Below are 24,291 nucleotides of genomic sequence, written 5' to 3' on the forward strand. Positions count from 1 at the left end.
CTCGCCGCTCGCGGCGCGGGGCGCGGCGCCGCCGGCGGTCGCGGGCGCCGGAGGCGCCTTCGGCGCGGGCTCGTCCGCGAGCGCCGGGGCGGCGAGCAGGGCGGCGAGGGTCAGGATCAGGGCGCGGGTCATGGAACCTCCAGCTCCTGTGCATAGCACGGGCGGGCGCGGGGTCGTCCGGGATTGACCGCCGGGGGCCGCGCCGTCATGAGAGCAGGCATGTGCGAGCACCTGAGCAGCCTCCAGCGACCGAGGTCGCACGCCCTGACGCCGAGCTCGCTCGGCTGCGAGGAGTGCCTCCAGAGCGGCGACGCGTGGGTCCAGCTGCGGCTGTGCATGACCTGCGGCCACGTGGGGTGCTGCGACAGCTCACCGAACAAGCACGCCACCCGCCACTTCCACGCGACGAGGCATCCGGTCGCGAAGGCGTTCGAGCCGGGAGAGGACTGGGCGTGGTGCTACGTGGACGAGGAGCTGGTCGAGGCGATCCCCGCGTTCCCCGCGGAGTCGCCGCGAACGCACTACGCCGCTCACCCCCGCGGCTTCCCCTCTCCGTAGCCGCCCGCGGTCTGGACGCCGATCACCGCCTTGCGGTGGAACTCCGGCACGGTCAGCGCGCCCGCGTACGTGAAGGCGGACTGCACGCCGGTGATCACGTCGACGAGGATCGCGCCGACGCTCTCGCGCCCCTCGCGGATGTAGATCCGCGACGTCGAGATCCCCTCGCGGAAGAAGCCCTTCTTCGCGCGCTCGAACGCGTCGAGCCCCGCGGAGCGATCGCTCACCGCCCGGGCGCTGGCCATCCCGTAGTTCTCCTTGTACGGGCGCCCCTCGCGATCCTCCTTCACGTCGCCCGGGCTCTCGTAGGTGCCGGAGAGCGCGGTGCCGATCATGACGCGGGAGGCGCCGGCGGCGAGGTAGAGGGCCACGTCGCGCGGATCGCGCACGCCGCCGTCGGCCCACACGTGTCGCCCGCGCCGGTGAGCCTCGCGGGCGCACGCGAGCACCGACGAGAACGTCGGCCGGCCGGCCCCGGTCTGCATGCGGGTCGTGCACATGGCACCCGGCCCGACGTTCACCTTCACGATGTCGGCGCCCGCGTCGAGGAGGGCGCGGGTGCCCTCGGGGGTGCACACGTTGCCGGCCACGAGCGGCAGCGCGCCGATGGCGCGGCGCACCTCGCGGATCGCCTCGATCATGCGGCGCTGGTGCCCGTGCGCGGTGTCGAGCACGATCGCGGCGACGCCGAGCTCGGCGAGGGCGGCGGCCGCCGCGGCGGCGCCGGCCGAGATCCCGACGGCGGCGGCGACCATGAGCCTGCCCCGCGCGTCGAGCGCGGGCTCGAGCAGCTCCAGCCGCACAGCGTCGTCGCGCGTCAGCACGCCGGCCAGCCGGCCCTCGGCGTCGAGGACCGGCGCGGCCTTCACGCGCTGATCCTCCATGAGCAGGAAGGCGTCCCGGTTCGGGGTGCCGGCCGGGAGGGTCACGAGGCGCGACGACATGAGCGAGCCGACGGGCGAGTACTGGTCCCGGTCGCGCAGGTCGGCGTGCGTGACGATGCCGAGCGGCCGGCGCTCGTCGTCGACCACGACCACCATGTCGTGCGCGCGCTTGCGGATGATGCCGAGGACGTCGCGCAGCGTGGCGCGCGGCGACACGGCGAGCGGGGTGTCGTAGCGCGGGTCGGCGGCCTTGATGTGCCGGATGATGCGCGAAGCCGTCTCCAGGTCCATGTCCTGGGGCAGGACGCCGAGGCCGCCGAGGCGAGCCATGGTCTCGGCCATCCGCTTGCCGGTGACCGCGTTCATGTTCGCGGACACGACCGGGTGCGCGCCCCCGGAGAAGTCCACGGGGCGCAGGTCCACGTCGAGGCGCGAGCCGCCGTCGAAGTAGTCGGGGACGAGGAAGACGTCGTCGAGGGAGAGCTCGAGGGCCTCGTCGTGCTCGGGATGGAGGAAGCGCATGACCAGGCGATAAGCGAACGGGGGTCGCAAGGGAAGGAAAACGCTCAGAGCGTCTCCAGCACCTCCCGCGCCGCGCGCTCGCCGCTCCGGAGCGCCCCCTCGACGGTGCCGGCCAGCCCGGCGGCGGTGGCCTCGCCTGCGAAGAACAGCGTCCCCTCGACGCTGCGCGCGAGCGCGGCGGACGCGCCGTCCGAGCCGACCGGGAAGACCGCGTAGCCCCCGCGCGCGAACGGGTCGCGCGTCCAGTCGGCGATCGCCGCGCCGTCGAGCAGGTCCTCGAGCTCGGCCGGCGGCAGGCCCAGGCCGTGCGAGGCGGACCGGATCGCCGCCCGCAAGACGTCCTGCTCCCGCTTCCCCGCGAGGCGGGCCGCGCCCGGTCCTCCCGCCCAGCCGACCAGCACCGGCGCGTCCACGGGCGCGAGCGTCCAGAAGACCGGCACGGCGGCGCCGGGGACGTGCAGGAACACGAGGCGCCGGCCTCCCCACGGCGCGCGCCGGAACCGCAGCAGGACCTTCACGACCGGCCCCATCGCGAGGGCCCTCGCGGCGCTTTGCTTCTCGGGCAGCGCAGGGACGAACCGGACCGCGCCGTCGCGCAGGATCGACAGCGGCAGGGTCACGATGGCGTGACTCCCCGTGATCGGCGCGAGCCGGCCTCCGGCGCGACCGCGCGCCCGGAGCCGCACCTCCCGGCGACCCCACCCGACCTCCTCGACGACGGTGCCGAGGCGGAGCACGCCGCCGCGAAGCGCTCGCGCCAGCGGGGAGAGGATCCTCGCGTAGCCTCCGTCGATCCGCGCGGCGGTGTCGCCGCCGAGCTCCTCCATCCCGCGGCTCAACCGCGCGAGGGCGAGGGACGACGCGGTGCGCGGATCGGCGAGGTAGAACCCGCGCACGAGCTCCCGGGCCAGGGGGATCGCCTCCCGCGACCGTCGCAGGGCGGAGCGGCGTCGGAGCAGGGCTCCGATGCTCTCGTCGTCCCGGGTGCCGAGCGCGAGGAGCTCCTGCGCGCGCGCGTACGCGGCCGTGATCCCGGCGAGCCGACTCCCTCGCGGGCGCTGGTGCCGGTCCGGCACCTCGCGGATGGCGGCCCGAGCGCGGCGCGCGAGCGCGAGCGTCCGGTCCGGGTGGCCGTGCACGAACTCGGCGCCGTGCTCGAGAGAAAGGCCCAGCACCGGGTCGAGGCGCGTGTCGATGCGCCCGCCATACCGATCGCGCGCCTCGACGAGCGTCACCGCCACCCCGCGGTCCCGGAGCAGCGCGGCCGCCGCGAGCCCGGCCGCGCCGGCTCCCACGACGATGACGTGCGGTGCGCGTCTGGCCGCCATTTCTGCACGGACAGGCTACGTCTCCCCGCCTTCCCCCGCGCCTGCCCGGCCGGAGAGCCGTCCGCGCGCCGGGGCTCGTGCCGGTTCGGTCACAGCCCGGCGCCAGGCTCGTCCGCGCCCTTCGGCATGCGGTCGCCGCCCACGCCCGTGTCGTCGTCGGCCGCCCGTCGAGCGGGCATCCTCTCATCGGGAGCGTCGCGCCGAGGAGCCGGTACGTCCTCCGTCGTGCGGGCGGGCTTCACGGGAGCGCTCGTCTGAGTGCGCGGCCGCTCTCCACCTTCGTTCGGCATGTGGCACCTCCGCGCATGACGATGAGGACGGCGCCCGGCGTGAGCGAGCCCGCGGGAACGCCTTCAACGCGTCGGCGGACGTCGCTGCGGCAGAGCCCGTCTTGCGGCAGGGCGTCCCTCCAGGGGTGCTCCCGGCGGTCGGCAGACCATTCAAGGAGCTGCCAAGGAGTGCGATGAATCGCCCCGCATTTCCATAGGTTGACGTTCCGTGACCACGCCGGTGGGTGAAATCCCCCGGGTGAAATCACGCAGGGTAAGACCACACCCGTGCGACCCCGCCACACACGCCGCCGGTCGCGGATCGCCGCTTGTGGCCCTGGCAGAAAACGCCCGACCGCCGGGCCGGCTGCGGCGGAGGGACGGGCGCGCTCAAGGGCACGGGATCACTCGGCGCGCACGACACGTCGCCGCGCGGCTCGACCTCGCGGGGCTCCCATGCCGCCGTGACGACGTTACGCGGTACACGGTGAGTGCGGGCGATCAGCGAGCGAGCGGCCCGGCTCTCGCACGTGCACCGCGGGCACCGCCGGCCGTGTGACCGGCGGTGTCTCTGGAATCGACTCTTCACGTTAAGTAATTGGGGGGAATCCCTTCATGGATGCGACGAAGCATCGCGTGCTCTCGCTGGTGATGGTCCTCGCGCTCGCCGGCTGCTCCGGTGGCTCGAACGGCAAGGACGGCAGGGACGGGCTGAACGGCCAGGACGGCGCGGCGGGACCAGTGGGGCCGAGCGGCCAGGACGGCGCGGACGGCAGGTCGACGGGTGGGGTGATGGGCAAGCTGACGTTCAAGGTCGCGGGGAAGGAGTATCCGGCGACGAACGTCACGGTGACGAGCATTCCGGACTGGTGCGGGACCGCCACGTCCGACGCGAACGGCGAGTACGAGCTCGGCTCGGGCTGCGCCATCGGCGTCTACACCATCGTCTTCTCGGGCAACGGCTTCAAGACGCTCGAGGTGCCGAACATCTCGATCGCCGCGGGCAAGGAGTACATCCTGAACCGCGAGCTCACCGCGATCTCCCCGCTCGTCCTCAAGGCCGCGAAGCCGCCGAACCCGGCCGGCTTCGAGCGCGAGGTCACCCTCGGCGTCACGGTCACCGGCGGCACGCCGCCCTACGCGTACAAGTGGACGCCGCGGACCACGAACCCGACGGCGGTCACGCTGTCCGCGAATGACGTCGAGGCCCCGACCTTCACGACGGGCGCCCTCGCCGACATCGTCGCCGCCGACAAGAAGGTGATCGGGTTCGGTCCGTCGCTCGACGAGGAAGGGAAGCCCTTCCGCCCCGAGTTCCTGGGCGTCAGCAACCGGCAGCTCACGGAGATGACGTACAACTTCGACGTCGTCGTCACCGACCAGATGGGCTTCGAGGGCAAGGTCACCGTCGCGGTCGTCCCGGCGACGCTCGCCCAGGCCAATGGCTCCATCCCGACGGGCACCCTCGTCATCGCCAGCATCCCCGGCAACGCCGCCGCGCTCGTCTTCACCGAGAAGCCGATCGCCTCGAGCGCCGTGCTGAACGACGCCGACACCGCGTTCCCCTGGTTCATCGCGGACGCCCCGGGCGTCTACCGGTTCGACGGGCTCCGCGTCGCCGTCTCGAACTACGTCAGCTCGAACCCGAGCTGCGGCGGCTGCCACGAGTACCTCATGTCCGCCGAGAAGCAGGCGGCCATGGCGCTCAAGTTCAAGAAGTGGAGCAACTCGGCGCACGGGAACCACTTCTTCAAGTACATGGAGTACGACGCGAACGGCCAGCTGGTCTGGAAGACCGGCCCCGACGGCAAGCCCATCCCGGCGCCCACGGCGAACCCGACCGTCTTCTGGACCGAGCCCGGCGCGATGACGACGTTCGAGTACGGCATGACGGGCGCCGAGGGCACGCACTACGGCGAGAACTGCGTGGCGTGCCACACGACCGGCTACAACGCGGCGCTCCAGAACGACGGCTTCGACGACGTCGCCAAGGCCGCGGGCTGGACCTTCCCCGACCTCTCCAAGTACCTCACCGGCCTCACCGGCACTCCCCCCGACCTCGTCACGACGGAGCCGCAGTACGGCGCCTGGGACCTCGTCCCCGCGGACGCCAAGGCCTACGCCGGCATGCAGTGCGAGAGCTGCCACGGTCCGCTCGGCCGCCACGCCGCGAACGGCGGCTCGAAGCCGGCGGGCGAGTACGGCGTCGCCGCGTGCGCCGTGTGCCACGACCGTCCCACGAACCATGACCGCGTCGCGCTCTGGCGCCGCTCCGGCCACGCGAACACCGGCCTCGCCTTCGGCGAGTCGACCGGGGCCCGCGCCAACTCCAGCTGCGCGCGCTGCCACTCGGCGCAGGGCTTCGTGAAGTACGCCGCGAACACGCTGCAGGACTCGGTCGACAGCGGCGCCACGAAGGAGAACGTCGAGCCGCAGACCTGCGCCGCGTGCCACGACTCGCACTCCACCACCGTCCGCATCGACGGCAAGGCCCCCGTCTACGTCGCCGCCGGCTTCACCGTCTCCGGCGCCGGCACCGGCGCGCTCTGCATGACCTGCCACAACGGCCGCCGCGGTCTCAGGGGCGACGCCGTCCCGATGACGGGCTTCGCGACGCCGCACGCGCCGACCCAGACCGAGGTGCTGATGGGCATGAACGCGTACTTCATCGGCGACGCCAACGGCTACAAGGTCTCCGGCCACGCCGCCGTGTCCGAGACCTGCGTCGGCTGCCACATGAAGACCGCCGTCGAGGGCCTCCGCTACACGATCACGAACCACACGTTCGGCTTCACGAACGACGCGGGCTTCGACGCGGCGAAGTCGATCTGCAAGGAGTGCCACGGCGAAGAGGTGAACGGCGAGGCCATCGAGACGGCGTACGCGAACGCGCGCGCCCAGGTCATCGCGCAGCTCAGCGCGACCCTCGAGGCCGCGGTGGCCGGCACCGCCGGGTTCACCGTCACGCCCGCGGGCGCGGGCCACGGAGCCCCTGAGGGCACGCCGCTCGTCCTCGCGCTCACGAACATCGCGAGCATCGACGTGGAGGGCACGACCATCGTGTTCAACCTCGTCGCGGCGGTGGACGTCACGTTCCCGTCGGGAACGGTCTCGACCAAGACGGTCCGCGCCTCGGCCGGGAAGGTCATGGACGCGACGGGCGCGTTCGCGCTCGCCGGCGTGGACGGCGTCCTCTCGCGGTCGCTGTGGAACCTCGGCCTCGTGAACGACGGCTCGAACGCCATCCACAACCCGACGTTCGTGTTCGAGGTGCTGCAGGCGACGGACGAGGCGCTGAAGGCGGCGACGCCGGCGGCGGCCTGCGCGGCGACCTGCCTGTAGGCGACGCCCGCTCCCGGCGCGCTCCGCCGCGCCGGGAGCGTCGCTCCTGAAGCTCCGGGCCCGCGCCCGCCGGTCCACCGCGACCGGCGAGCCCGGGCCCGGCTCGGCGACGGCATCGCGCGTCTCGCGACGGCTCGACGCAAGCGACGGGCGCCATCAGCTCCGCGGCTCCTCGCGATCGTCCCGGTACAGCTCGTACGCCGCGGTGTACTCCATGACGCGCGCGACGTCGGCGATGAAGCTCTCCGGATACCCGGCGCGGCGGAGCAGATGGAAGCCCATCTCCATCCCCGACGTGATCCCCCCCGCGGTGATGATCCGTCCGGCGTCGACGACGCGGGCGCGGCTCGGCTTGCACGCCGGCGCGATCCGCGCGAGCCGCTCGAGCGGCACGAGGCCCGGCGGCGTCGCCTCGGCGCGGTCCGGCTCCTTGCGGTTCGTCGCGGGGAGGCCGTCGAGCAGGCCCATCGCGCCGTAGATCCAGGAGCCCGTGCAGACGGAGACGAGGAGCGTCTCCTGGGGCTGGCTGCGGATGAACTCGTGGAGGCGCCGGTTGTGCAGCTCCTGCCTCGTGCCGTAGCCCCCCGGGATCAGGAATGCGTCCATCGCAGGGCGGTCCGAGAAGCCGTAGTTCGGCAGGACCGTGAAGCCGGCCTGGGCCTGCACCGGGCGCATCGCGTCCGCGACCAGGAACGCGTCCAGCTCCGGATCGTACCGGCGCGCCACCGAGAAGACGCCGTGCGGAGCGGCGAAGTCGACGATCTCGGCGTCCTTGAAGACGTAGATGCCCAGGCGGAACCCCGGGCGAGTCGGGGCCATGTCGTACCTCCTCGTCGAGCTCTCCTCACCGATGCACGGCGCGCGCTGCCGTGTCGGGGCCTCGGCGGGGCGCGTCGCGCTCCGCTCGGGCGACGCGCCGCTCGGTCGTGCGGCCCGCGCGCGGGCGTCCGCCGAGCCCATCTGGGCCGCGCCGAGACGGCTGACGTACCGGTAAGCAGGTCTGCCGCGTCCCTGTTGCCGCGGCGCTTCGCGCTCAGGCCGGGCGCGTTCGCGGCAGCCGCCCGGCGCCGGACCGCGCGGCGAGCCGCACCACCGCCTTCTTCGCCTCCATCACCCACAGCACGGAGCTCGCGACGGCGACGCAGAGGAGCCAGTCCTTCGCGTCGAGCGCGACGGTCCGGAACGGACGCTGGAGGAACGGGGCGTGGACCACGGCGACCTGCAGGCCCGCCGAGATCGCCACCGCGAGCCAGAGCCAGCGGTTGGCGAAGGCCCGGTGGAAGGCGCTGCGGGCCACGAAGCGGGCGTTGAAGGCGTTGAACAGCTGGAACAGGACGAGGGTGGTGAACGCCAGGGTCTGGGCACGGCGGAGGCCCTGCCCCGGCGCCGAGGCGCCGCCGCCGAGGAGCCCGCCGGGCAAGGCGAGGTCCATCACCGCGAGCGTCCCGGCGGCCATGACCACGCCGACCAGGATGAGATCGAGCCAGGTCCGTGCGTCGATCACCCGGCTCCGGGGGTCGCGCGGCGGCTCGAGCATGACGTCACGGTCCGGGGGCTCGACCCCGAGCGCCAGCGCCGGGCCCGAGTCGGTCAAGAGGTTGATCCAGAGGATCTGGGTCGCGAGCAGCGGGACGACGACCGCCGAGCCCTCCTCGGGCGCGAGGCCGACGACCCCGGCGAGCAGCACGCCCAGGAGCATGACGAGCACCTCGCCGATGTTCGACGAGAGCAGGTAGCGCAGGAAGCGCTGGATGTTGGCGAAGATCGAGCGGCCCTCCTCGACGGCGGCGACGATGGAGGCGAAGTTGTCGTCGGTGAGGATCATGTCGGCGGCGCCCTTCGCGACGTCGGTCCCGGTGATGCCCATCGCCACGCCGATGTCCGCCGCCTTCAGCGCCGGGGCGTCGTTCACGCCATCGCCGGTCATGGCGATGATCTCGCCGTTCGCGCGCAGCGCCCGGACGATCCGCAGCTTGTGCTCGGCGGACACCCGGGCGTAGACGGAGACGTCGCGGGCGGCCTCGCGCAGCGCCTCGTCGTCCATGCGCTGGAGCTCGGCGCCGGTCAGCACCCTGGCGCCAGCGGCGGCGATGCCCAGCTCGGCGGAGATGGCCGCCGCGGTGATCGGGTGGTCGCCGGTGATCATCACGGGCCGGACGCCTGCGCCCTGCGCCTGCGCGACCGAGGCGCGGGCCTCCGGGCGCGGCGGGTCGATCATGCCGACCACCCCGAGGAACACGAGCTCCTGCTCGACCTCGTCCGTCAGCTCGCCGGTGACCGCGTCCCGGCCCAGCGTGCGGTAGGCGACGCCCAGCGTCCGCAGCGCCGACGCGGCGAGCCTGTCGACGGCGCGCGAGAGCTCCGCGCGGCGCTCCTCGCCGAGCGCCATCGTCCCCTGGCCGACCCGCTCCTGCGTGCAGCGCGCGAGCAGGATGTCGGGCGCCCCCTTCGCGAACACGAGCACCCGCTCCTGCTCGGCGTCCGCGTGGGCGGTGCTCATCATCTTGCGGTCCGAGGAGAACGGCACCTCGCCGACGCGCGGGTAGCGCGCCTCGAGCTCCTCCGCGGCGAGCCCCACCTTCCTCGCGGCGACGAGGAGCGCGCCCTCGGTCGGATCGCCCTGGATCGTGAAGCGGCCGTCCTGCTCGACGAGCGTGGCGTTGCTCGCGAGCCGCCCGGCGCCGAGCGTCTTCTCCACCTCCTCCAGCAGCGCGGGGTCCTCCACCGGCGCGCCGTCCCTCCGCACCTCGCCGGTGGGATCGTAGCCCGTCCCGCTCAGCTCGACGGCGCCGCTCGCCGTGACGACGGCGCGGACGGTCATCTCGTTCCGGGTCAGGGTCCCGGTCTTGTCGGAGCAGATCGTCGTGGTCGAGCCGAGCGTCTCGACCGCCGAGAGCTTGCGCACGATGACGTGGCGCGCGGCCATGCGCTGCGTCCCGAGCGAGAGCACGATCGTCGTGATCGCCGTGAGCCCCTCCGGGACGGCGGCCACGGCGAGCGAGACCGCCAGGAGCAGCACGTCGACCAGGTCGGTGAGCGACCGCAGCTCCTCCAGCACCAGGATCGTCGCGCTGATCGCGAGCGCGATCGCGACGACCGCGACGCCGAGCTGCTTGCCCACGCGGTCGAGCTCCCGCTGGAGCGGCGTCGCGACCTCCTCGGTCTCCTGGAGCGAGCCGGCGATCCGGCCGAGCTCCGTCGAGGGTCCGGTGGCGGTGACGACGGCCCGGCCGCGGCCGGAGGCGATGGCCGTGCCGCTCCACACCATGTTCGTCCGATCGGCGATCCCGGCCTCGACGGCGAGCGGGGCGCTGTCCTTCGAGACGGGCGTGCTCTCGCCCGTGAGGGCCGCCTCGGCGACCCGGAGCGCGATCGCCTCGAGCACGCGGGCGTCCGCCGGGACCGTGTCGCCCTCCTCGAGGAGCAGGACGTCGCCCGGCACGAGCCCGGCGGTCGGGACGAGCTCCTGCTTCCCGTCGCGCAGGACGCGGGCCGTCGGGGCGGTCATCGCCCGGAGCGCCGCGACCGCCTGCTCGGCCCGGCTCTCCTGGACGAAGCCCAGCACGCCGTTGAGGAGGACGATCGCGACGATGGTGAGCGTCTCGTACGGGAGCGGGGTCTCCCGCTCGATCCACCAGGCGACGAAGGAGACCACCGTCGCGACGAGCAGCAGGATCGTGAGGACGTCCGCGAACTGGGCGAGGAAGCGTCGCCAGGCGGGGACCGGCGGCGGCGAGGGCAGCTCGTTCCTGCCGTGGCGCCGGAGGCGCTCCTCGACCGCGCCGCCCGAGAGCCCGCGCCGCGCGTCGCTCGCGAGCGCGGCGACGACGTCCGCGACGGCGCGGCGCTGAGGAGATGCGTCCGTGGGGCTAACCGCGGCCAACGGCGTCCCCCGCCGGCCACCGCCAGCCCACGATGTCGGGCGGGTCGATGCCGTACTCCTGGGCGTGCAGCCGGCACTGGATCTGCCGGTTGCGGAACCGCTCCTTGGCGTGAGCGCCCGGGCCGAGCAGCCGCGGCACGCGGTCGATCACGTCCATGGCCAGGCTGAACCGGTCGATCTGGTTCTCGATCGCGAGCTCGAGGGGCGTGTTGATGCTCCCCTTCTCCTTGTAGCCGCGCACGTGCAGGTTCGGGTGGTTCCTGCGGCGGTAGGCGAGCCGGTGGACGAGCCAGGGGTAGCCGTGGAAGTTGAAGATGATCGGCGCGTCCCCGGTGAAGAGCGAGTCGAAGTCCCGGTCGGAGAGGCCGTGCGGGTGCTCCGTCTCCGGCTGGAGCTTGAACAGGTCCACGACGTTCACGAAGCGGAGGCGCAGGTCGGGGAACGCCTCCCGCAGCATGGCCGTGGCGGCCAGCGCCTCCAGCGTGGCGACGTCGCCGGCGCACGCCATGACGACGTCGGGGTCGTGCCCCTCGTCGCTGCTCGCCCAGTCCCAGATGCCGATCCCCTTCGCGCAGTGCGCGACGGCCGCCTCCATCGAGAGGTACTGAAGGTGGACCTGCTTGTCGGCGACGATCACGTTCACGTAGTTCTCGCTCCGGAGGCAGTGGTCCGCCACCGAGAGCAGGCAGTTCGCGTCGGGCGGGAGGTAGATGCGGGTCACCTCGGCGCTCTTGTTCACCACCACGTCCAGGAACCCGGGGTCCTGGTGGGTGAAGCCGTTGTGGTCCTGGCGCCAGACGGTCGAGGTGACGAGCAGGTTGAGCGACGCGATCTCCTCGCGCCACGAGAGGCGGTTGCAGATGGAGAGCCACTTCGCGTGCTGGTTGAACATCGAGTCGATGATGTGGACGAACGCCTCGTAGGACGCGAGGAGCCCGTGGCGCCCGGTCAGGAGGTAGCCCTCCAGCATCCCCTCGAGCGTGTGCTCCGAGAGCACCTCGACGGCGCGGCCGTCGGGGGCGAGCCGGCCGCCGTCGGCGTCCTCCGGGAGGCTCGCGCCGAGCCAGAGCTTCCCCGACGCCTCGTACACCGCGTCGAGCCGGTTCGAGGTGGTCTCGTCGGGCGAGAAGAACCGGAAGTTCCGGTCGTTCGCGCGCAGCACGTCGCGCAGGAAGGCGCCGAGCGGACCGGTGTTCCCCGCCTGCGAGCCCCCGGGCGACTCCACCGTCACCGCGTAGTCCCGGAAGTCGGGGAGCCGGAGCGCCTTCTTGAGGAGCCCGCCGTTGGCGCGCGCGCTCGCGCCCATGCGGCGCGGCCCCCGGGGCGCCGCCTCGCGCACGGCGGCGACCGGCGCGCCCGCCGCGTCGAAGAGCTCCTCGGGGCGGTAGCTCCGGAGCCAGCGCTCGAGCAGCGCGAGCCGGGCGGGGTCCCGCTTGACGCCCGGGATGGGGACCTGGTGCGCGCGCCAGGAGCCCTCGAGCGCGTGGCCGTCCAGCTCGGCCGGCGCCGTCCAGCCCTTGGGCGCGCGCAGCACGATCATCGGCCAGCGCGGCCGGGCGGCGACGCCGGTCCGGCGTGCCTCGGCCTGCGCCCCGCGCACGAGCTCCACGCAGCGATCGAGGGTGGCCGCCATCGCCTGGTGCATCGACTCGGGCTCGGAGCCCTCCACGAGGAAGGGCGTCCAGCCGTAGCCGGCGAGGAGCTGCGTGAGCTCGTCCGAGGGGATGCGGGAGAGCAGGGTGGGGTTGTCGATCTTGTAGCCGTTCAGGGACAGGATCGGGAGGACCGCGCCGTCGCGGATCGGGTTCAGGAACTTGTTCACGTGCCACGACGTCGCGAGCGGGCCGGTCTCGGCCTCGCCGTCCCCCACGACGGCCGCGACGATGAGGTCCGGGTCGTCGAACGCGGCGCCGCAGGCGTGGGAGAGCACGTACCCGAGCTCTCCGCCCTCGTGGATCGAGCCCGGCAGCTCGGGCGTGCAGTGGCTGCCGACGCCGCCCGGGAACGAGAACTGCTTGAAGAGGCGCCGGAGCCCCTCCTCGTCGAGGCTCTTGTCCGGGTAGACCTCGGAGTAGGTGCCCTCGAGGTAGACCGGGCCGAGCACGCCGGGCGCGCCGTGCCCCGGCCCCGCCAGGAAGAGCACGTCCAGGTTGCGCGCGCGGATGATCCGGTCGAGGTGCGCGTAGACGAACGACAGGGCCGGGCTCGCGCCCCAGTGGCCGAGGAGCCGGTTCTTCACGTGCTCGGGGCGGAGCGGCTCGCGCAGGAGCGGGTTGTCCTGCAGGAAGATCATGCCGAGCGCGAGGTAGTTGCAGGCGCGCCAGAAGGCGTCGATCCGGCCCACCTCCTCGGGCGCGAGCAGCGCTCCGCGCACGGTGGAGCGCGCAGGCCCGAACGCGGACAGGTCGGCGATTCCCGGGGTCCTCGGCGCTTGCTCGCTCACGGCTCGTCCCTCCCCCGCGACCGCGCGCGCCAGGATCCGGCGCGCGTGCCGCGCGATCATCAGCTCCTCGTCGGTGCGGACCACCCAGGCGGACACGCGGCTCCGGCCGCCGGAGATCCGCGGGCCCCCCGCGGCGTTCGCCGCAGGATCGAGCTCGAGGCCGAGCCAGGCGGCGTCGCGGCAGACCCGCGCCCGGATCTCGGCGGAGTTCTCGCCGATACCCGCCGTGAACACGACGGCGTCGAGTCCGCCGAGCGCCGCCGCGAGGGACCCCAGCTCGCGGTCGATCCGGTAGACGAAGAGGTCCACGGCGAGCCGCGCGCGCGGATCGGGCGAGGCGAGCAGCGTCCGGAGATCGCTCGAGATGCCCGACACCCCGAGGAGCCCGGACTCGTCGTACAGGAGCCGCTCGATCGCGCGCGGATCCAGGCCCCGCTCGCTCGCGAGCCAGAGCACGACGCCCGGATCCAGCGCGCCACAGCGGGTCCCCATGCAGAGCCCGTCGAGCACGCTGAAACCCATCGTCGTCGCGACGCTGCGACCCTCGAGCAGGGCGCACATGCTGGCGCCGCTGCCGAGGTGCATGACGACCGTCCGCCCGGACGCGGCGGCGGGATCGAGCGACCCGAGCGTCGAGGCTACGTACTCGTACGAGAGACCGTGGAAGCCGTAGCGCCGGAGGCCCGCCGCGTGCAGCTCCTCGGGGAGCGCGAAGCGCTCGGCCACGGGGGGCAGGGTGCGGTGGAAGGCGGTGTCGAAGCAGGCGACCTGCGGGAGCGCCGGGTCGAGCTCGCGCAGGATGCGGATGGGCGCGAGGCCGTGCGGCTGGTGGAGTGGCGCGAGCGGGACGAAGGTCTGGAGCCGGGCGAGCACGCCGTCGTCGACGAGCTCCGGCCCGGCGAAGACGGCGCCGCCGTGCACCACCCGGTGCGCCGCGCCCGCGAGCGCCCCGCCCTCCGCCGCCCCGCGGACGAAGTCGAGGAGCGCCCGCACCGCGCCCGCGTGGTCGAGGTACGCGCTCGCCGGCCAGCGACGCTCCGCGAGCACCGCGCCGCCCGGCCCGCGCGCCACGAAGCGCGGCGCGCCCTCGGGCGAGAGCCCGTCGACCTGGCCGCGGACGTCGGCCGCGAGCGCCCCATCGCGCCCGCGGAAGAGCGAGAACTTGATGGACGACGAGCCCGCGTTGAGGACCAGGATCCTGTCGGGCATTTGCCGGCGCACCCCGTCGGTGCCGGATCTTCGACCCGCGCGCCTCGCGCGCAAGGCCAGGAGCGCGCACCGCCCCGATGGCCCGTGCGAGACGAGCCCTGCGCGCTCGGGCGCGGCATGGGACGCGATGAGCGAGGTTCGCACGATCGAGGCGGCCCGGAGAGGCTCGTGATCCTGGCAGGGGACATCGGCGGGACGAACGCCCGCCTCGCCACCTTCGACGTCCGGGGCGGACGGCCCGCGCTGCGCGCCCTCCGGATCTACCCGAGCGACCGCTTCGGCCGCCTCGAGGAGATCCTGGAGCGCTTCCTGCGCGAGGAGGGCGGCTCCATCGACTCGGCGGCGTTCGGCGTGGCCGGGCCGCTGCGGGCCGGCGTCGTCGTGACCACGAACCTGCCCTGGGTGGTCGACGCGGATCGCCTCGCGGCGGCGCTCGGGCTCGCCGAGGTCGTGCTCATGAACGACCTCGAGGCGCTCGCGTGGTCACTGGACGTGCTCGGCGCGGACGCGCTCGGGACGATCCACGCGGGCCGCCCGGACCCGTCCGCGGCGCGGGCCGTGATCGCGGCGGGGACGGGGCTCGGCGAGGCGGCGCTCCTGTCCATCTCCGGCCGCCTCGTCGCGCTCCCGAGCGAGGGGGGGCACGCGGACTTCGCGCCGCGCACCGACCTCGAGATCGAGCTCCTCCGCTGGCTCCGGGCGCGCCACGGCCGCGTGAGCTGGGAGCGCGTGCTCTCCGGCCCCGGGCTCGGCGACGCGTACCGCTTCCTCCGCGAGCGGAGCGGGGTCCCGGAGCCGCCGGAGCTCGTCCGCGCGATCGCCGGCGCGGGCGCGGCGAAGGCCGTGTCGTCGGCCGCGCTCGAGGGGCGCGATCCCGTCTGCGCGGCGGCGCTCGATCTGTTCGCCTCGGCGTACGCCGCCGAGGCGGGGAACCTCGCCCTCCGCGTGCTCGCGACGGGCGGCGTCTTCCTCGGCGGCGGCATCGCGCCGCACATCTTGCCCTGGCTCCGGCGCGGGGTGTTCCACGAGGTCTTCACGGACAAGGGACGGCTCGCCGCGCTGCTCGAGGAGATCCCGGTCCACGTCATCCTCGACGACCGCGCCGGGCTCCTCGGCGCCGCGCGCCGCGCGATGGAGGTCCCGGCGCGCGGTTGAGAAGAGCGCACGGAGCGCGCGTCCGTGCGGGCGCTCGCGCACTCGCAGGACGATCCGGTACGCGAGCGCCGAGGGGATGCGATCGGCGCGCGTCGCATCCAGATCAGGAGCCGTGGTGGACCGCGATGTCGACCAGCTCTCGGTGGCGACGCTCCGCACCCTCGCCATGGACGCCGTCCAGAAGGCGCGCTCGGGCCACCCGGGCACGCCCATGGCCCTCGCGCCGGTGGGCTACGTGCTGTGGCAACGCTTCCTGCGATACGACCCCGAGGATCCGGTCTGGCCGGACCGCGACCGCTTCGTGCTCTCGAACGGGCACGCGTCGATGCTCCTCTACGGGCTGCTCCACCTCGCGGGGGTGAAGGCCGTCGATCCCGACTACGAGACGCTGGGCCGGCTGGCCGTCGAGCTCGCGGACATCGAGCGGTTCCGCCAGCTCGACAGCAAGTGCCCCGGACACCCCGAGTACCGGTGGACGAGCGGCGTCGAGGCGACGACCGGTCCGCTCGGGCAGGGCGTCGCGACGAGCGTCGGCCTCGCGATCGGCGGCCGCTGGCTCGCCGCCCGGTACAACCGCCCCGACCTCACGCTGTTCGACTACGACGTCTACGCGCTGTGCGGGGACGGCGACCTCATGGAGGGGATCTCCGAGGAGGCGGCGTCGCTCGCGGGCCACCTCCGGCTGCCGAACCTCTGCTGGATCTACGACAACAACCGGATCACCATCGAGGGGCGGACCGAGCTCGCCTTCAGCGAGGACGTGGCGTGCCGCTTCATCGCGCTCGGGTGGAGCGTGACGCGCGTGGGCGACGCGAACGACCTCGACGCGCTCGCTCGCGCGCTCGAGCAGTTCCGCGCGACCCGCGACCGCCCGACGCTGATCGTGGTGGACAGCCACATCGCCTGGGGCGCGCCGCGGAAGCAGGACACCTCCGAGGCGCACGGCGAGCCCCTCGGCGAGGACGAGGTCCGCGACACGAAGCGGCGCTACGGGTGGCCGGAGGACGGCCGGTTCCTCGTGCCGGAGGGAGTGCGCGAGAACTTCCGCGCGGGGATCGGGGCCCGCGGCGCGCGCCTGCGCGGCGCGTGGGAGCGGACGTTCGCCGCGTACCGGGCGCGCCACCCGGACCTCGCCGGCGAGCTCGAGCGGATCCAGCGCCGCGAGCTGCCGGAGGCGTGGGACCGGGGGCTCCCGGCGTTCCCGGCCGACGCGAAGGGGATCGCCACGCGCGACGCGTCCGGGAAGGTCGCGACCGCCGTCGCCGCGAACGTCCCCTGGCTCCTCGGCGGCGCCGCCGATCTCGCGCCCTCCACGAAGACCCGCCTCGCCCTCGACGGCGCCCTGGACCTCGAGGCGGACACCCCCGGCGGCAGGAACCTGCACTTCGGGATCCGCGAGCACGCCATGGGCGCGGTGACGAATGGCCTCTCGCTCACGAAGCTGCGCCCCTTCGAGGCGACCTTCCTCGTCTTCAGCGACTACATGCGCCCCGCGCTGCGGCTCTCCGCGCTCATGGAGCTCCCCGTCATCGCCGTCTTCACGCACGACTCCATCGGGCTCGGCGAGGACGGCCCCACGCACCAGCCCGTGGAGCACCTCGCCTCCCTCCGGGCGATCCCGGGCCTCGTCACGCTCCGCCCGGCGGACGCGAACGAGGTGGTGGAGGCCTGGCGCGTCGTGATGCAGCGGCGCTACGGCCCGGTGGCCCTCGTGCTCACCCGCCAGCCGGTGCCGATCCTCGATCGCACCCGCTACGCCCCGGCGTCGGGACTCGCGCGCGGCGCCTACGTGCTCGCCGACGCCCCCGGCGGGCGCCCCGCGCTGCTGCTCCTCGCCACCGGGAGCGAGGTGCACCTCGCCCTCGCGGCCTGGGAGACGCTCTCGGCGCGGGGCGTCCGCGCGCGCGTGGTGAGCATGCCGTCGTTCGAGCTCTTCGAGCAGCAGCCGCCGGAGTACCGCGCGAGCGTGCTCCCACCCGAGGTGAAGGCGCGCGTCGCGGTGGAGCAGGCCTCCACGTTCGGCTGGGATCGCTACGTGGGGAGCGAAGGCGCCGTCGTCGGGATGCGCACCTTCGGCGCCTCCGCGCCGCTCAAGGCGCTGCAGACGCGCTTCGGGTTCACGCCGGACGCGATCGTCTCGACCGCGAGCGCGCTCCTCGCGCGCGGGGAGGGCTAGCGCCCGTGCGCGTCGCCCTCGCCGCCGACCACGCCGGCTTCGCCCTGAAGGAGGCGCTGCGCGAGGACCTCGCCGCCGGCGGCCACGAGATCGTCGATCTCGCCCCGCGCGCGCCGGGACCGGAGGACGACTACCCGGAGCACGCGGTGCGGGTGGGCGAGGCCGTCCGGTCCGGCCGGGCCGAGCGCGGCGTCCTCGTGTGCGGGAGCGGCGTGGGGGTGGCCATCGCCGCGAACAAGCTGCCGGGCGTCTATGCCGGCGTGTGCCACGACACCTACTCGGCGCACCAGGGCGTCGAGCACGACGCGATGAACGTCCTCGCGCTCGGGGCGCGGGTCGTCGGGGAGGCGCTCGCGCGGGAGATCGTCCGGGCCTTCCTCGGCGCCCGCCCCTCCGCCGAGGAGCGGCACCGCCGTCGGGTCTCGCTGACGCGCTCCATCGAGGCGCGGGCGCTGCAAGGAGGCGCACATGATCGAGCCGATCCGTGAGCTCGCGAGGTACGGGCAGAGCCTCTGGTACGACGGGCTGAAGCGGGATCTCCTCCGCACCGGGTCGCTCGCGCGGCTCGTCGAGGACGGCGTCCGCGGGCTCACCACGAACCCGTCCATCTACGAGAAGGCGATCGCGGGCACCGCCGACTACGACGCCGACATCGCCGCGCTGGGGCGGGGGACCGCGGACGCGAAGGCGATCTTCGAGGCGCTGGCGCTCCAGGACCTGCGCGCGGCGGCCGATCTCCTGCGCCCGGTCTGGGACGCGATGGACGGGCGCGACGGCTTCGTGAGCCTGGAGGTCTCGCCGCTCCTGGCGAAGGACACGCGAGGGACGATCGAGGAGGGCCTCCGTCTGTGGAGGGCGCTCTCGCGACCGAACGTCTTCATCAAGGTCCCGGGCACGCCCGAGGGCATGCCGGCCATCGAGGCGCTGGCCGCCGAGGGCGTGAACGTGAACGTCACGCTGCTGTTCGCGCGCTCGGCGTACCGACTGGCCGCGGAGGCCTGGATGGCCGGGCTCGAGGCGCGCGCGGCCAGGGGAGAGGAGCTCTCGCGGGCGGCGAGCGTGGCGAGCTTCTTCGTCTCGCGGATCGACACCGCGGTGGACCGCCGGCTCGACGCGCTGGCCGGCCGCGCGGCGGGGCCGAGCGAGCGCGAGCGCATCGTGGCGCTCCGCGGCAAGGCCGGCATCGCCAACGCGAAGCTGGCCTACCAGGACTACAAGGCCCTCGTCGCGACCGGGCGCTGGCAGCGGCTCGCGGCCCGCGGCGCCCGCACGCAGCGCGTGCTCTTCGCGAGCACGAGCGTGAAGGATCCGCGCTACCCGGAGCTCATGTACGTCGAGGCGCTGGTCGGCCCGGACACGGTGGACACGGTGCCGCCGGACACGCTCGAGGCCCTCCGCCGCGGCCTCACGGTGCGCCCCACGCTCGAGGAGGACGTGCCGGGAGCCCACGCCGACCTCACGGCGCTGAGGGCGCTCGGGATCTCGATGGACGCGGTCACGGACGAGGTGCTCGCGGAGGGGGTCCGGAAGTTCGCCGAGCCGTTCCAGGCGCTCCTCGCCACGATCGAGGCGCGGCGCGCGGGGCTCGGCGCGCCCGCGGCCCCATGAGAGGAGACGGCGCGATGCACCTCGGGATGGTCGGGCTCGGGCGGATGGGATCGAACATGGCGCGGCGCCTCCTGCGCGCCGGTCACCGCGTCGTCGCGTACGACCGCGAGCCCGCGGCGGGAGCGGCCCTGGAGCGGGAGGGAGCGGCCGCGGCGCCGTCGCTCGAGGCGCTCGTCGGCCGCCTCGCCCCTCCGCGGGCGGTCTGGGTCATGCTGCCCGCGGGAGCGCCCACCGAGGAGACGGTCTCGGCGCTGGCGGACCGGCTCCAGGCGGGCGACGTGGTCGTGGACGGGGGCAACTCCTGGTTCAAGGACGACGTGCGGCGGGCAGGGCGCCTCGCGGCGAAGGGCGTCCGGTACGTGGACGTCGGCACGAGCGGCGGCGTCTTCGGGCTCGAGCGCGGGTACAGCCTGATGATCGGCGGGGACGCCGAGGCGGTCCGCCTCCTCGAGCCGGTCTTCCGCTCGCTCGCGCCGGGGCGCGCCGCGGTGCCGGCCACGCCCGGCCGCGAGGGCCGGACGGGCACCGCCGACGACGGCTGGCTCCACTGCGGTCCGGCGGGCGCCGGGCACTTCGTGAAGATGGTCCACAACGGCATCGAGTACGCCCTCATGCAGGCGTTCGCCGAGGGGTTCGACATCCTGCGCGGCGCCGCCGGGGACGAGGTGCCCGAGGAGCTCCGCTACCGGCTCGATCTCGCCGAGGTGGCCGAGGTCTGGAGACGCGGCAGCGTCGTCTCCTCCTGGCTCCTCGACCTCGCCGCCGCGGCCCTCGCGCAGGACCCCGGGCTCGACGCGTTCGGGGGCAGGGTGCCGGACTCCGGCGAGGGGCGCTGGACGGTGCAGGCCGCTGTGGAGGAGGCGGTCCCGGCGACCGTCATCTCCGCGGCGCTCTACGCCCGGTTCCGCTCGAGGCAGGACCACACGTTCGGCGAGAAGCTCCTCTCGGCGATGCGGCGGCAATTCGGCGGCCACGCGGAGGCCCCGCCGCCGAGCGCGCCCGGGTCGGCGCCGGGGACCTCCCGGGAGCGACGGCGATGAGCGAGCCCGAGGCGCGGATCGCGCCCGACGAGGGAGGCAAGCCGAAGCCGGCTCCGCTCGAGCGGCCGGCCGACCCCGCCGCGCTCGTGATCTTCGGAGGCACGGGCGATCTCGCGCGCCGCAAGCTCTTCCCCTCGCTGTGGAACCTGTGGTCGAACGGGCTCTTGCCCGAGGACTTCGCCATCATCGGCGTCGGGCGCAAGGTCGCCTCCGACACCGCGTACCGCGAGGCGATCGGCGCGAGCGTGCGCGAGGTCGCGGCGTGCCCGCCGGAGGACGAGCGCAGCTTCGACGGCTTCGTCGAGCGGATGTGCGTCGTGCAGGGCGCGTTCGAGGACCCCGCCACCTACGGGTGGCTGAAGGCCCGCCTCGCCGAGGTGTCCGCGCGCCACCGGACCGGCGGGAACGTCCTCTTCTACCTCGCGACGCCGCCCGCGGCGTTCGGGACGATCGTCCGCCGCCTGGAGGCCGCGGGGCTCACCCGCGAGGCGCAGGGGTGGCGGCGCGTGGTCGTGGAGAAGCCGTTCGGGCGCGATCTCGCCTCGGCGAAGGCCCTCGGCGCGGAGCTGCACGCGGTGCTGCGGGAAGATCAGATCTTCCGGATCGATCACTACCTCGGGAAGGAGACGGTCCAGAACATCCTCGTCTTCCGCTTCGGGAACGGCGTGTTCGAGCCCATCTGGAACCGCCGCTACGTCGACCACGTCCAGATCACCGTGGCGGAGGACCTCGGGATGGAGGGGCGCGGCTCCTATTACGAGAGCGCGGGGGCGCTGCGGGACGTCCTCCAGAACCACGTCCTCCAGCTCGTCACGCTCGTCGCCATGGAGCCGCTCGCGAGCCTCGACGCCGACGCGGTCCACGCCGAGAAGGTGAAGGTGCTCCAGACGATCCGCGCGACGGGCGCCGTCCGCGGGCAGTACGGGGAGGGGACGATCGCCGGGGCGCGCGTGCCCGGCTACCGGTCGGAGCCGGACGTGGACCCGCAGTCGACGATCGAGACCTACGCGGCCGTGCGGCTCGACCTGGACAGCTGGCGCTGGTCCGGGGTGCCCTTCTACGTCAGATCGGGCAAGCGGCTCGCGCGCCGCTGCACCGAGATCGTGGTCCAGTTCCGGAAGCCGCCGCTCACGCTCTTCCAGCAGTCGGGCGTCGCGGAGCTCGAGCCGAACCGGCTCCACATCCACATCCAGCCCGACGAGGCGATCTCCTTCGACATCAAGGCGAAGGCGCCGGGCGCCGCCATCCGGGTCGAGGACGTGCGGCTCTCCTTCGACTACGGGAGCATCGGCGAGGGGTGCGCGGCGACGGGGTACGAGCGGCTCCTGTACGACGCGCTGGTGGGCGACTCGACGCTCTTCCACCGCGCCGACATGGTCGAGGCGGCGTGGCGGATCATGACCCCGATCCTCGACGCGTGGTCGAGCCGCCCCGCCCCCGACTTCCCGAACTACGCCGCCGGCTCCTGGGGGCCTCCGGCGGCGGACACGCTCCTGCGCCGCGACGGGCGGCGCTGGGTGGTGGGCTGAGGGCGGGCCGCGTGGGCGCGGAGGGGGACACGTCCGGGCGGGAGGTGCGGGTCCTCGACGACCACGTCGCGCTCGCTCGCGCCGCCGCCGACGAGTGGCGCCTCCGGGCCCTCGCGGCGGTGGCCGCGTCGGGGCGCTTCGCGGTCGCGCTCTCCGGCGGCGCGACCCCGCGCGCGGTCTACGCGCTGCTCGCCGATCCCGCCGCCCCCTACCGCGACGCGCTCCCGTGGGCGCGCACGCACGTGTTCTTCGGGGACGAGCGGGCGGTGCCGCCCGACGACCCGCGGTCGAGCTACGGCATGGCGCGCGGCGCGCTCCTCTCGTCCGTGGCGCTCCCGCCGGAGAACGTCCACCGGATCCGCGGGGAGGACGAGCCCGGCGCGGCCGCCCGCTCCTACGAGGACGCGCTGCGCGCCTTCTTCGGCGTCGCGCCCCGCTTCGATCTCCTGCTGCTCGGGATGGGCGCGGACGGTCACACCGCCTCGCTGTTCCCGGGGAGCCCCGCGATCGACGAGCCGTCGCGGCTCGTCGCCGCGGTGCCCGCGCCCGCCGCGGGCCCCGCCCGGATCACGCTCACCCTGCGCGCGCTGCAGGCGGCGGCGCACGCCGTCTTCCTCGTCTCGGGCGCGCAGAAGGCGCCGGCGCTCGCGCGCGTGCTCTCCGGCGAGAGCGGGGCGGAGGCGCTCCCCGCGGCGCGCGTCCGGCCGGCGCACGGCTCGGTCCTCTGGCTCGTCGACCGCGCCGCAGCGCCCTTCCTCGCGGCGCCTTGACCCCGCCGGCGCGCGCGCCCGACCGCGCGCGGTTCCCGCCAAGGCAGCACCCGCGCAAAGGCGACGATGGCCCCGCGCGAGCCGCGATCGCGAGGGCCTCCTCGCCCTACGTTCATCGCGCCCGTACGGGCGGGAGGGACTCGAGATGCGCGTTTCGAAGCGTGGGTTCGTGGCGGCGATCGCCTCCGCCGCCGTCCTGGGGCTCGCCGGTGGCGCGCGGGCGGCCGGCGACACGGTCACGGTGGCGAAGAGCGAGAAGGTCGGGAGCTACCTCACCGACGACAAGGGCATGACGCTCTACGTGTTCAAGATGGACGCGGGCGGGAAGAGCGCGTGCGCAGGGTCGTGCGTGGCGAACTGGCCGATCTACTACCGCGAGAAGGTCGAGCCGGCGGGGGGGCCGAGCGCGGGCGACTTCGGCGCCATCACGCGTGAGGACGGCAAGAAGCAGACGACGTACAAGGGCAAGCCGCTCTACACGTTCGTCGGGGACAAGAAGCCGGGCGACACGAATGGGCAGGGCGTGAAGGACGTCTGGGTGGTCGCGGCGCCTTGAGTCACGCGTACTGCGCGATCCCGTTCCCGAACGACCAGTTCTCCTTCCCCACCTCCACGAGGGAGACGAGGACGTCCTCCCTTCGGACCCCGGGTGACGTGGAGAGCAGCTCGGCGATCCGGGCGTAGAGCGCCTTCTTCATCTCCACGGTCCGTCCCGCGTTGAGCGTGATCTGCACGACGACGAGATCGTCGCTCCGCGCGATGTCGAGATAGGACCGGTCGTAGACGAGCCCCGCGGCGTCGTGCTCGGTGATGACCTGGAAGCGATCCTTCGCGGGGACGTTCATCGTCTCCACCATGGCGCGGTGGACCGCGTCGCCGAGGGCGGTGCGGTAGGCCTCCGGCTTTCCGGCTCTGAGCGAGATGCGAACGAGCGGCATCGGGATCTCCCTGGGGAAAGGACCGGGGATCTATCGCCACGCATCCCCCTGCCGAGGGCCGCACTTGGGGCACGCGGAGCGTCCCTGACGCGCCCGGCCGGCTCCGCCGCTCCTCCCGTCGGCCGAACCCACGAGAGCTGGCGTTCCCGGGCGCCGAAAGCTCGACGGCCGCGGGACGGGGCGTAGCGTTGAGCTCGGCGTCCGAGGGGAGGACGGCATGGTCGAGCGGACGGGTGGCGTGGTGATGGTGGTCGACGACGACGAGGACCTCCGGGAGCTCGTCGTCCAGGTCCTGACCGACGCGGGCTTCGAGACGGTGACGGCGAGGCACGGGCGCGAGGCCCTCGCTCGGCTCAAGGCGGGCGAGCTCACGCCCGAGCTCATCCTGCTCGACCTCGAGATGCCGGTCATGTCCGGCTGGGAGTTCCGCCGCGAGCAGCTGCGCGACCCCGTGCTCGCCCAGGTGCCGGTGCTCGTCACCTCGTCGGCCGAGCCCGGCGCGCTCGCCGCGAGCGGATACCTGGCCAAGCCGTACGCCGCTTCCGACCTCCTCCGCGCCGTCGCCGCGGTCCGGGCCGGCCGCGCGATCGCGGCCTGAGCCGCGCGCGCTGCCCGGCGGCTCGCTCGCTCGCCCGGC

17 protein-coding genes are annotated in these 24,291 nt (G+C 74.0%); 11 read left to right on the forward strand and 6 right to left on the reverse strand.

Annotated elements, in window-relative coordinates:
* Positions 1 to 219: 219 nt before the first annotated feature.
* A complete protein-coding gene (locus MNZ29_RS08450; RefSeq protein ID WP_242336276.1) occupies positions 220 to 558 on the forward strand; it encodes a ubiquitin carboxyl-terminal hydrolase 14 in 339 nt (112 codons plus the stop codon).
* Here the strand turns inward: MNZ29_RS08450 and MNZ29_RS08455 are convergent.
* Positions 531 to 1,964 (reverse strand): GuaB1 family IMP dehydrogenase-related protein, encoded by a 1,434-nt coding sequence (locus tag MNZ29_RS08455; RefSeq protein WP_242336277.1) that lies wholly within the window; start codon positions 1,962 to 1,964, stop codon positions 531 to 533. The genes MNZ29_RS08450 and MNZ29_RS08455 overlap by 28 nt on opposite strands.
* 44 nt (positions 1,965 to 2,008) lie before the next feature.
* Positions 2,009 to 3,292, reverse strand: coding sequence for an NAD(P)/FAD-dependent oxidoreductase (locus tag MNZ29_RS08460; RefSeq protein WP_242354877.1), 1,284 nt, complete (start codon positions 3,290 to 3,292; stop codon positions 2,009 to 2,011).
* An 884-nt stretch (positions 3,293 to 4,176) separates the two neighbouring features.
* On the opposite strand from MNZ29_RS08460, the gene MNZ29_RS08465 reads away from it, so the two are divergent.
* A complete protein-coding gene (locus MNZ29_RS08465) occupies positions 4,177 to 6,903 on the forward strand; it encodes a hypothetical protein (protein ID WP_242336283.1) in 2,727 nt (908 codons plus the stop codon).
* A gap of 156 nt (positions 6,904 to 7,059) precedes the next feature.
* Here MNZ29_RS08465 and MNZ29_RS08470 read toward each other — a convergent pair whose 3' ends face one another.
* The 3 genes from MNZ29_RS08470 to MNZ29_RS08480 all read right to left on the reverse strand — a co-directional run bounded on the left by MNZ29_RS08470 (position 7,060) and on the right by MNZ29_RS08480 (position 14,438).
* Positions 7,060 to 7,722 carry a DJ-1/PfpI family protein gene (locus MNZ29_RS08470; RefSeq protein ID WP_242336286.1) on the reverse strand — a complete coding sequence of 221 codons (663 nt, stop codon included), beginning with the start codon at positions 7,720 to 7,722 and terminating at the stop codon, positions 7,060 to 7,062.
* Positions 7,723 to 7,936: 214 nt separating this feature from the next.
* A complete protein-coding gene (locus MNZ29_RS08475) occupies positions 7,937 to 10,786 on the reverse strand; it encodes a cation-translocating P-type ATPase (RefSeq protein ID WP_242354879.1) in 2,850 nt (949 codons plus the stop codon).
* Positions 10,773 to 14,438, reverse strand: a complete 3,666-nt coding sequence (locus tag MNZ29_RS08480) for a phosphoketolase (RefSeq protein WP_242354881.1) — start codon at positions 14,436 to 14,438, stop codon at positions 10,773 to 10,775. The genes MNZ29_RS08475 and MNZ29_RS08480 overlap by 14 nt, the downstream gene beginning before the upstream one ends.
* Before the next feature lie 168 nt (positions 14,439 to 14,606).
* On the opposite strand from MNZ29_RS08480, the gene glk reads away from it, so the two are divergent.
* From glk to MNZ29_RS08520, 8 genes are all read left to right on the forward strand, one after another.
* The gene (gene glk / locus MNZ29_RS08485; RefSeq protein WP_242336295.1) at positions 14,607 to 15,593 is read left to right on the forward strand and encodes a glucokinase; all 987 of its coding nucleotides are present in this window, start codon (positions 14,607 to 14,609) and stop codon (positions 15,591 to 15,593) included.
* Positions 15,594 to 15,669: 76 nt separating this feature from the next.
* Positions 15,670 to 17,769 carry a transketolase gene (gene tkt, locus MNZ29_RS08490; RefSeq protein ID WP_242336298.1) on the forward strand — a complete coding sequence of 700 codons (2,100 nt, stop codon included), beginning with the start codon at positions 15,670 to 15,672 and terminating at the stop codon, positions 17,767 to 17,769.
* A 5-nt stretch (positions 17,770 to 17,774) separates the two neighbouring features.
* Positions 17,775 to 18,257: an RpiB/LacA/LacB family sugar-phosphate isomerase gene (locus MNZ29_RS08495; protein ID WP_242336301.1), complete on the forward strand. Its 483-nt coding sequence runs from the start codon at positions 17,775 to 17,777 to the stop codon at positions 18,255 to 18,257.
* Positions 18,238 to 19,377 carry a transaldolase gene (gene tal, locus MNZ29_RS08500; RefSeq protein WP_242336304.1) on the forward strand — a complete coding sequence of 380 codons (1,140 nt, stop codon included), beginning with the start codon at positions 18,238 to 18,240 and terminating at the stop codon, positions 19,375 to 19,377. Before MNZ29_RS08495 ends, tal begins: the two co-directional genes overlap by 20 nt.
* Before the next feature lie 14 nt (positions 19,378 to 19,391).
* Entirely contained in the window at positions 19,392 to 20,417 is a 1,026-nt protein-coding gene (gene gnd / locus MNZ29_RS08505) for a phosphogluconate dehydrogenase (NAD(+)-dependent, decarboxylating) (protein ID WP_242336307.1), read from the forward strand.
* On the forward strand, positions 20,414 to 21,946 hold the full coding sequence (gene zwf / locus MNZ29_RS08510; protein WP_242336310.1) for a glucose-6-phosphate dehydrogenase: 1,533 nt from the start codon (positions 20,414 to 20,416) through the stop codon (positions 21,944 to 21,946). The genes gnd and zwf overlap by 4 nt, the downstream gene beginning before the upstream one ends.
* 11 nt (positions 21,947 to 21,957) lie before the next feature.
* Positions 21,958 to 22,716, forward strand: a complete 759-nt coding sequence (gene pgl, locus MNZ29_RS08515; RefSeq protein ID WP_242354883.1) for a 6-phosphogluconolactonase — start codon at positions 21,958 to 21,960, stop codon at positions 22,714 to 22,716.
* Positions 22,717 to 22,861: 145 nt separating this feature from the next.
* Positions 22,862 to 23,272 (forward strand): hypothetical protein, encoded by a 411-nt coding sequence (locus tag MNZ29_RS08520; RefSeq protein WP_242336316.1) that lies wholly within the window; start codon positions 22,862 to 22,864, stop codon positions 23,270 to 23,272.
* Position 23,273: 1 nt separating this feature from the next.
* Here the strand turns inward: MNZ29_RS08520 and MNZ29_RS08525 are convergent, their stop codons facing one another.
* Entirely contained in the window at positions 23,274 to 23,654 is a 381-nt protein-coding gene (locus tag MNZ29_RS08525; RefSeq protein WP_242336319.1) for a tautomerase family protein, read from the reverse strand.
* A gap of 217 nt (positions 23,655 to 23,871) precedes the next feature.
* Here MNZ29_RS08525 and MNZ29_RS08530 point away from each other — a divergent pair, with 217 nt between their 5' ends.
* Positions 23,872 to 24,252: a response regulator gene (locus tag MNZ29_RS08530; RefSeq protein WP_242336322.1), complete on the forward strand. Its 381-nt coding sequence runs from the start codon at positions 23,872 to 23,874 to the stop codon at positions 24,250 to 24,252.
* Positions 24,253 to 24,291 lie beyond the last annotated feature (39 nt).

The sequence above is a fragment of the Anaeromyxobacter sp. SG64 genome, from assembly GCF_022690745.1.
GTDB classification, from domain to species: domain Bacteria; phylum Myxococcota; class Myxococcia; order Myxococcales; family Anaeromyxobacteraceae; genus Anaeromyxobacter; species Anaeromyxobacter soli.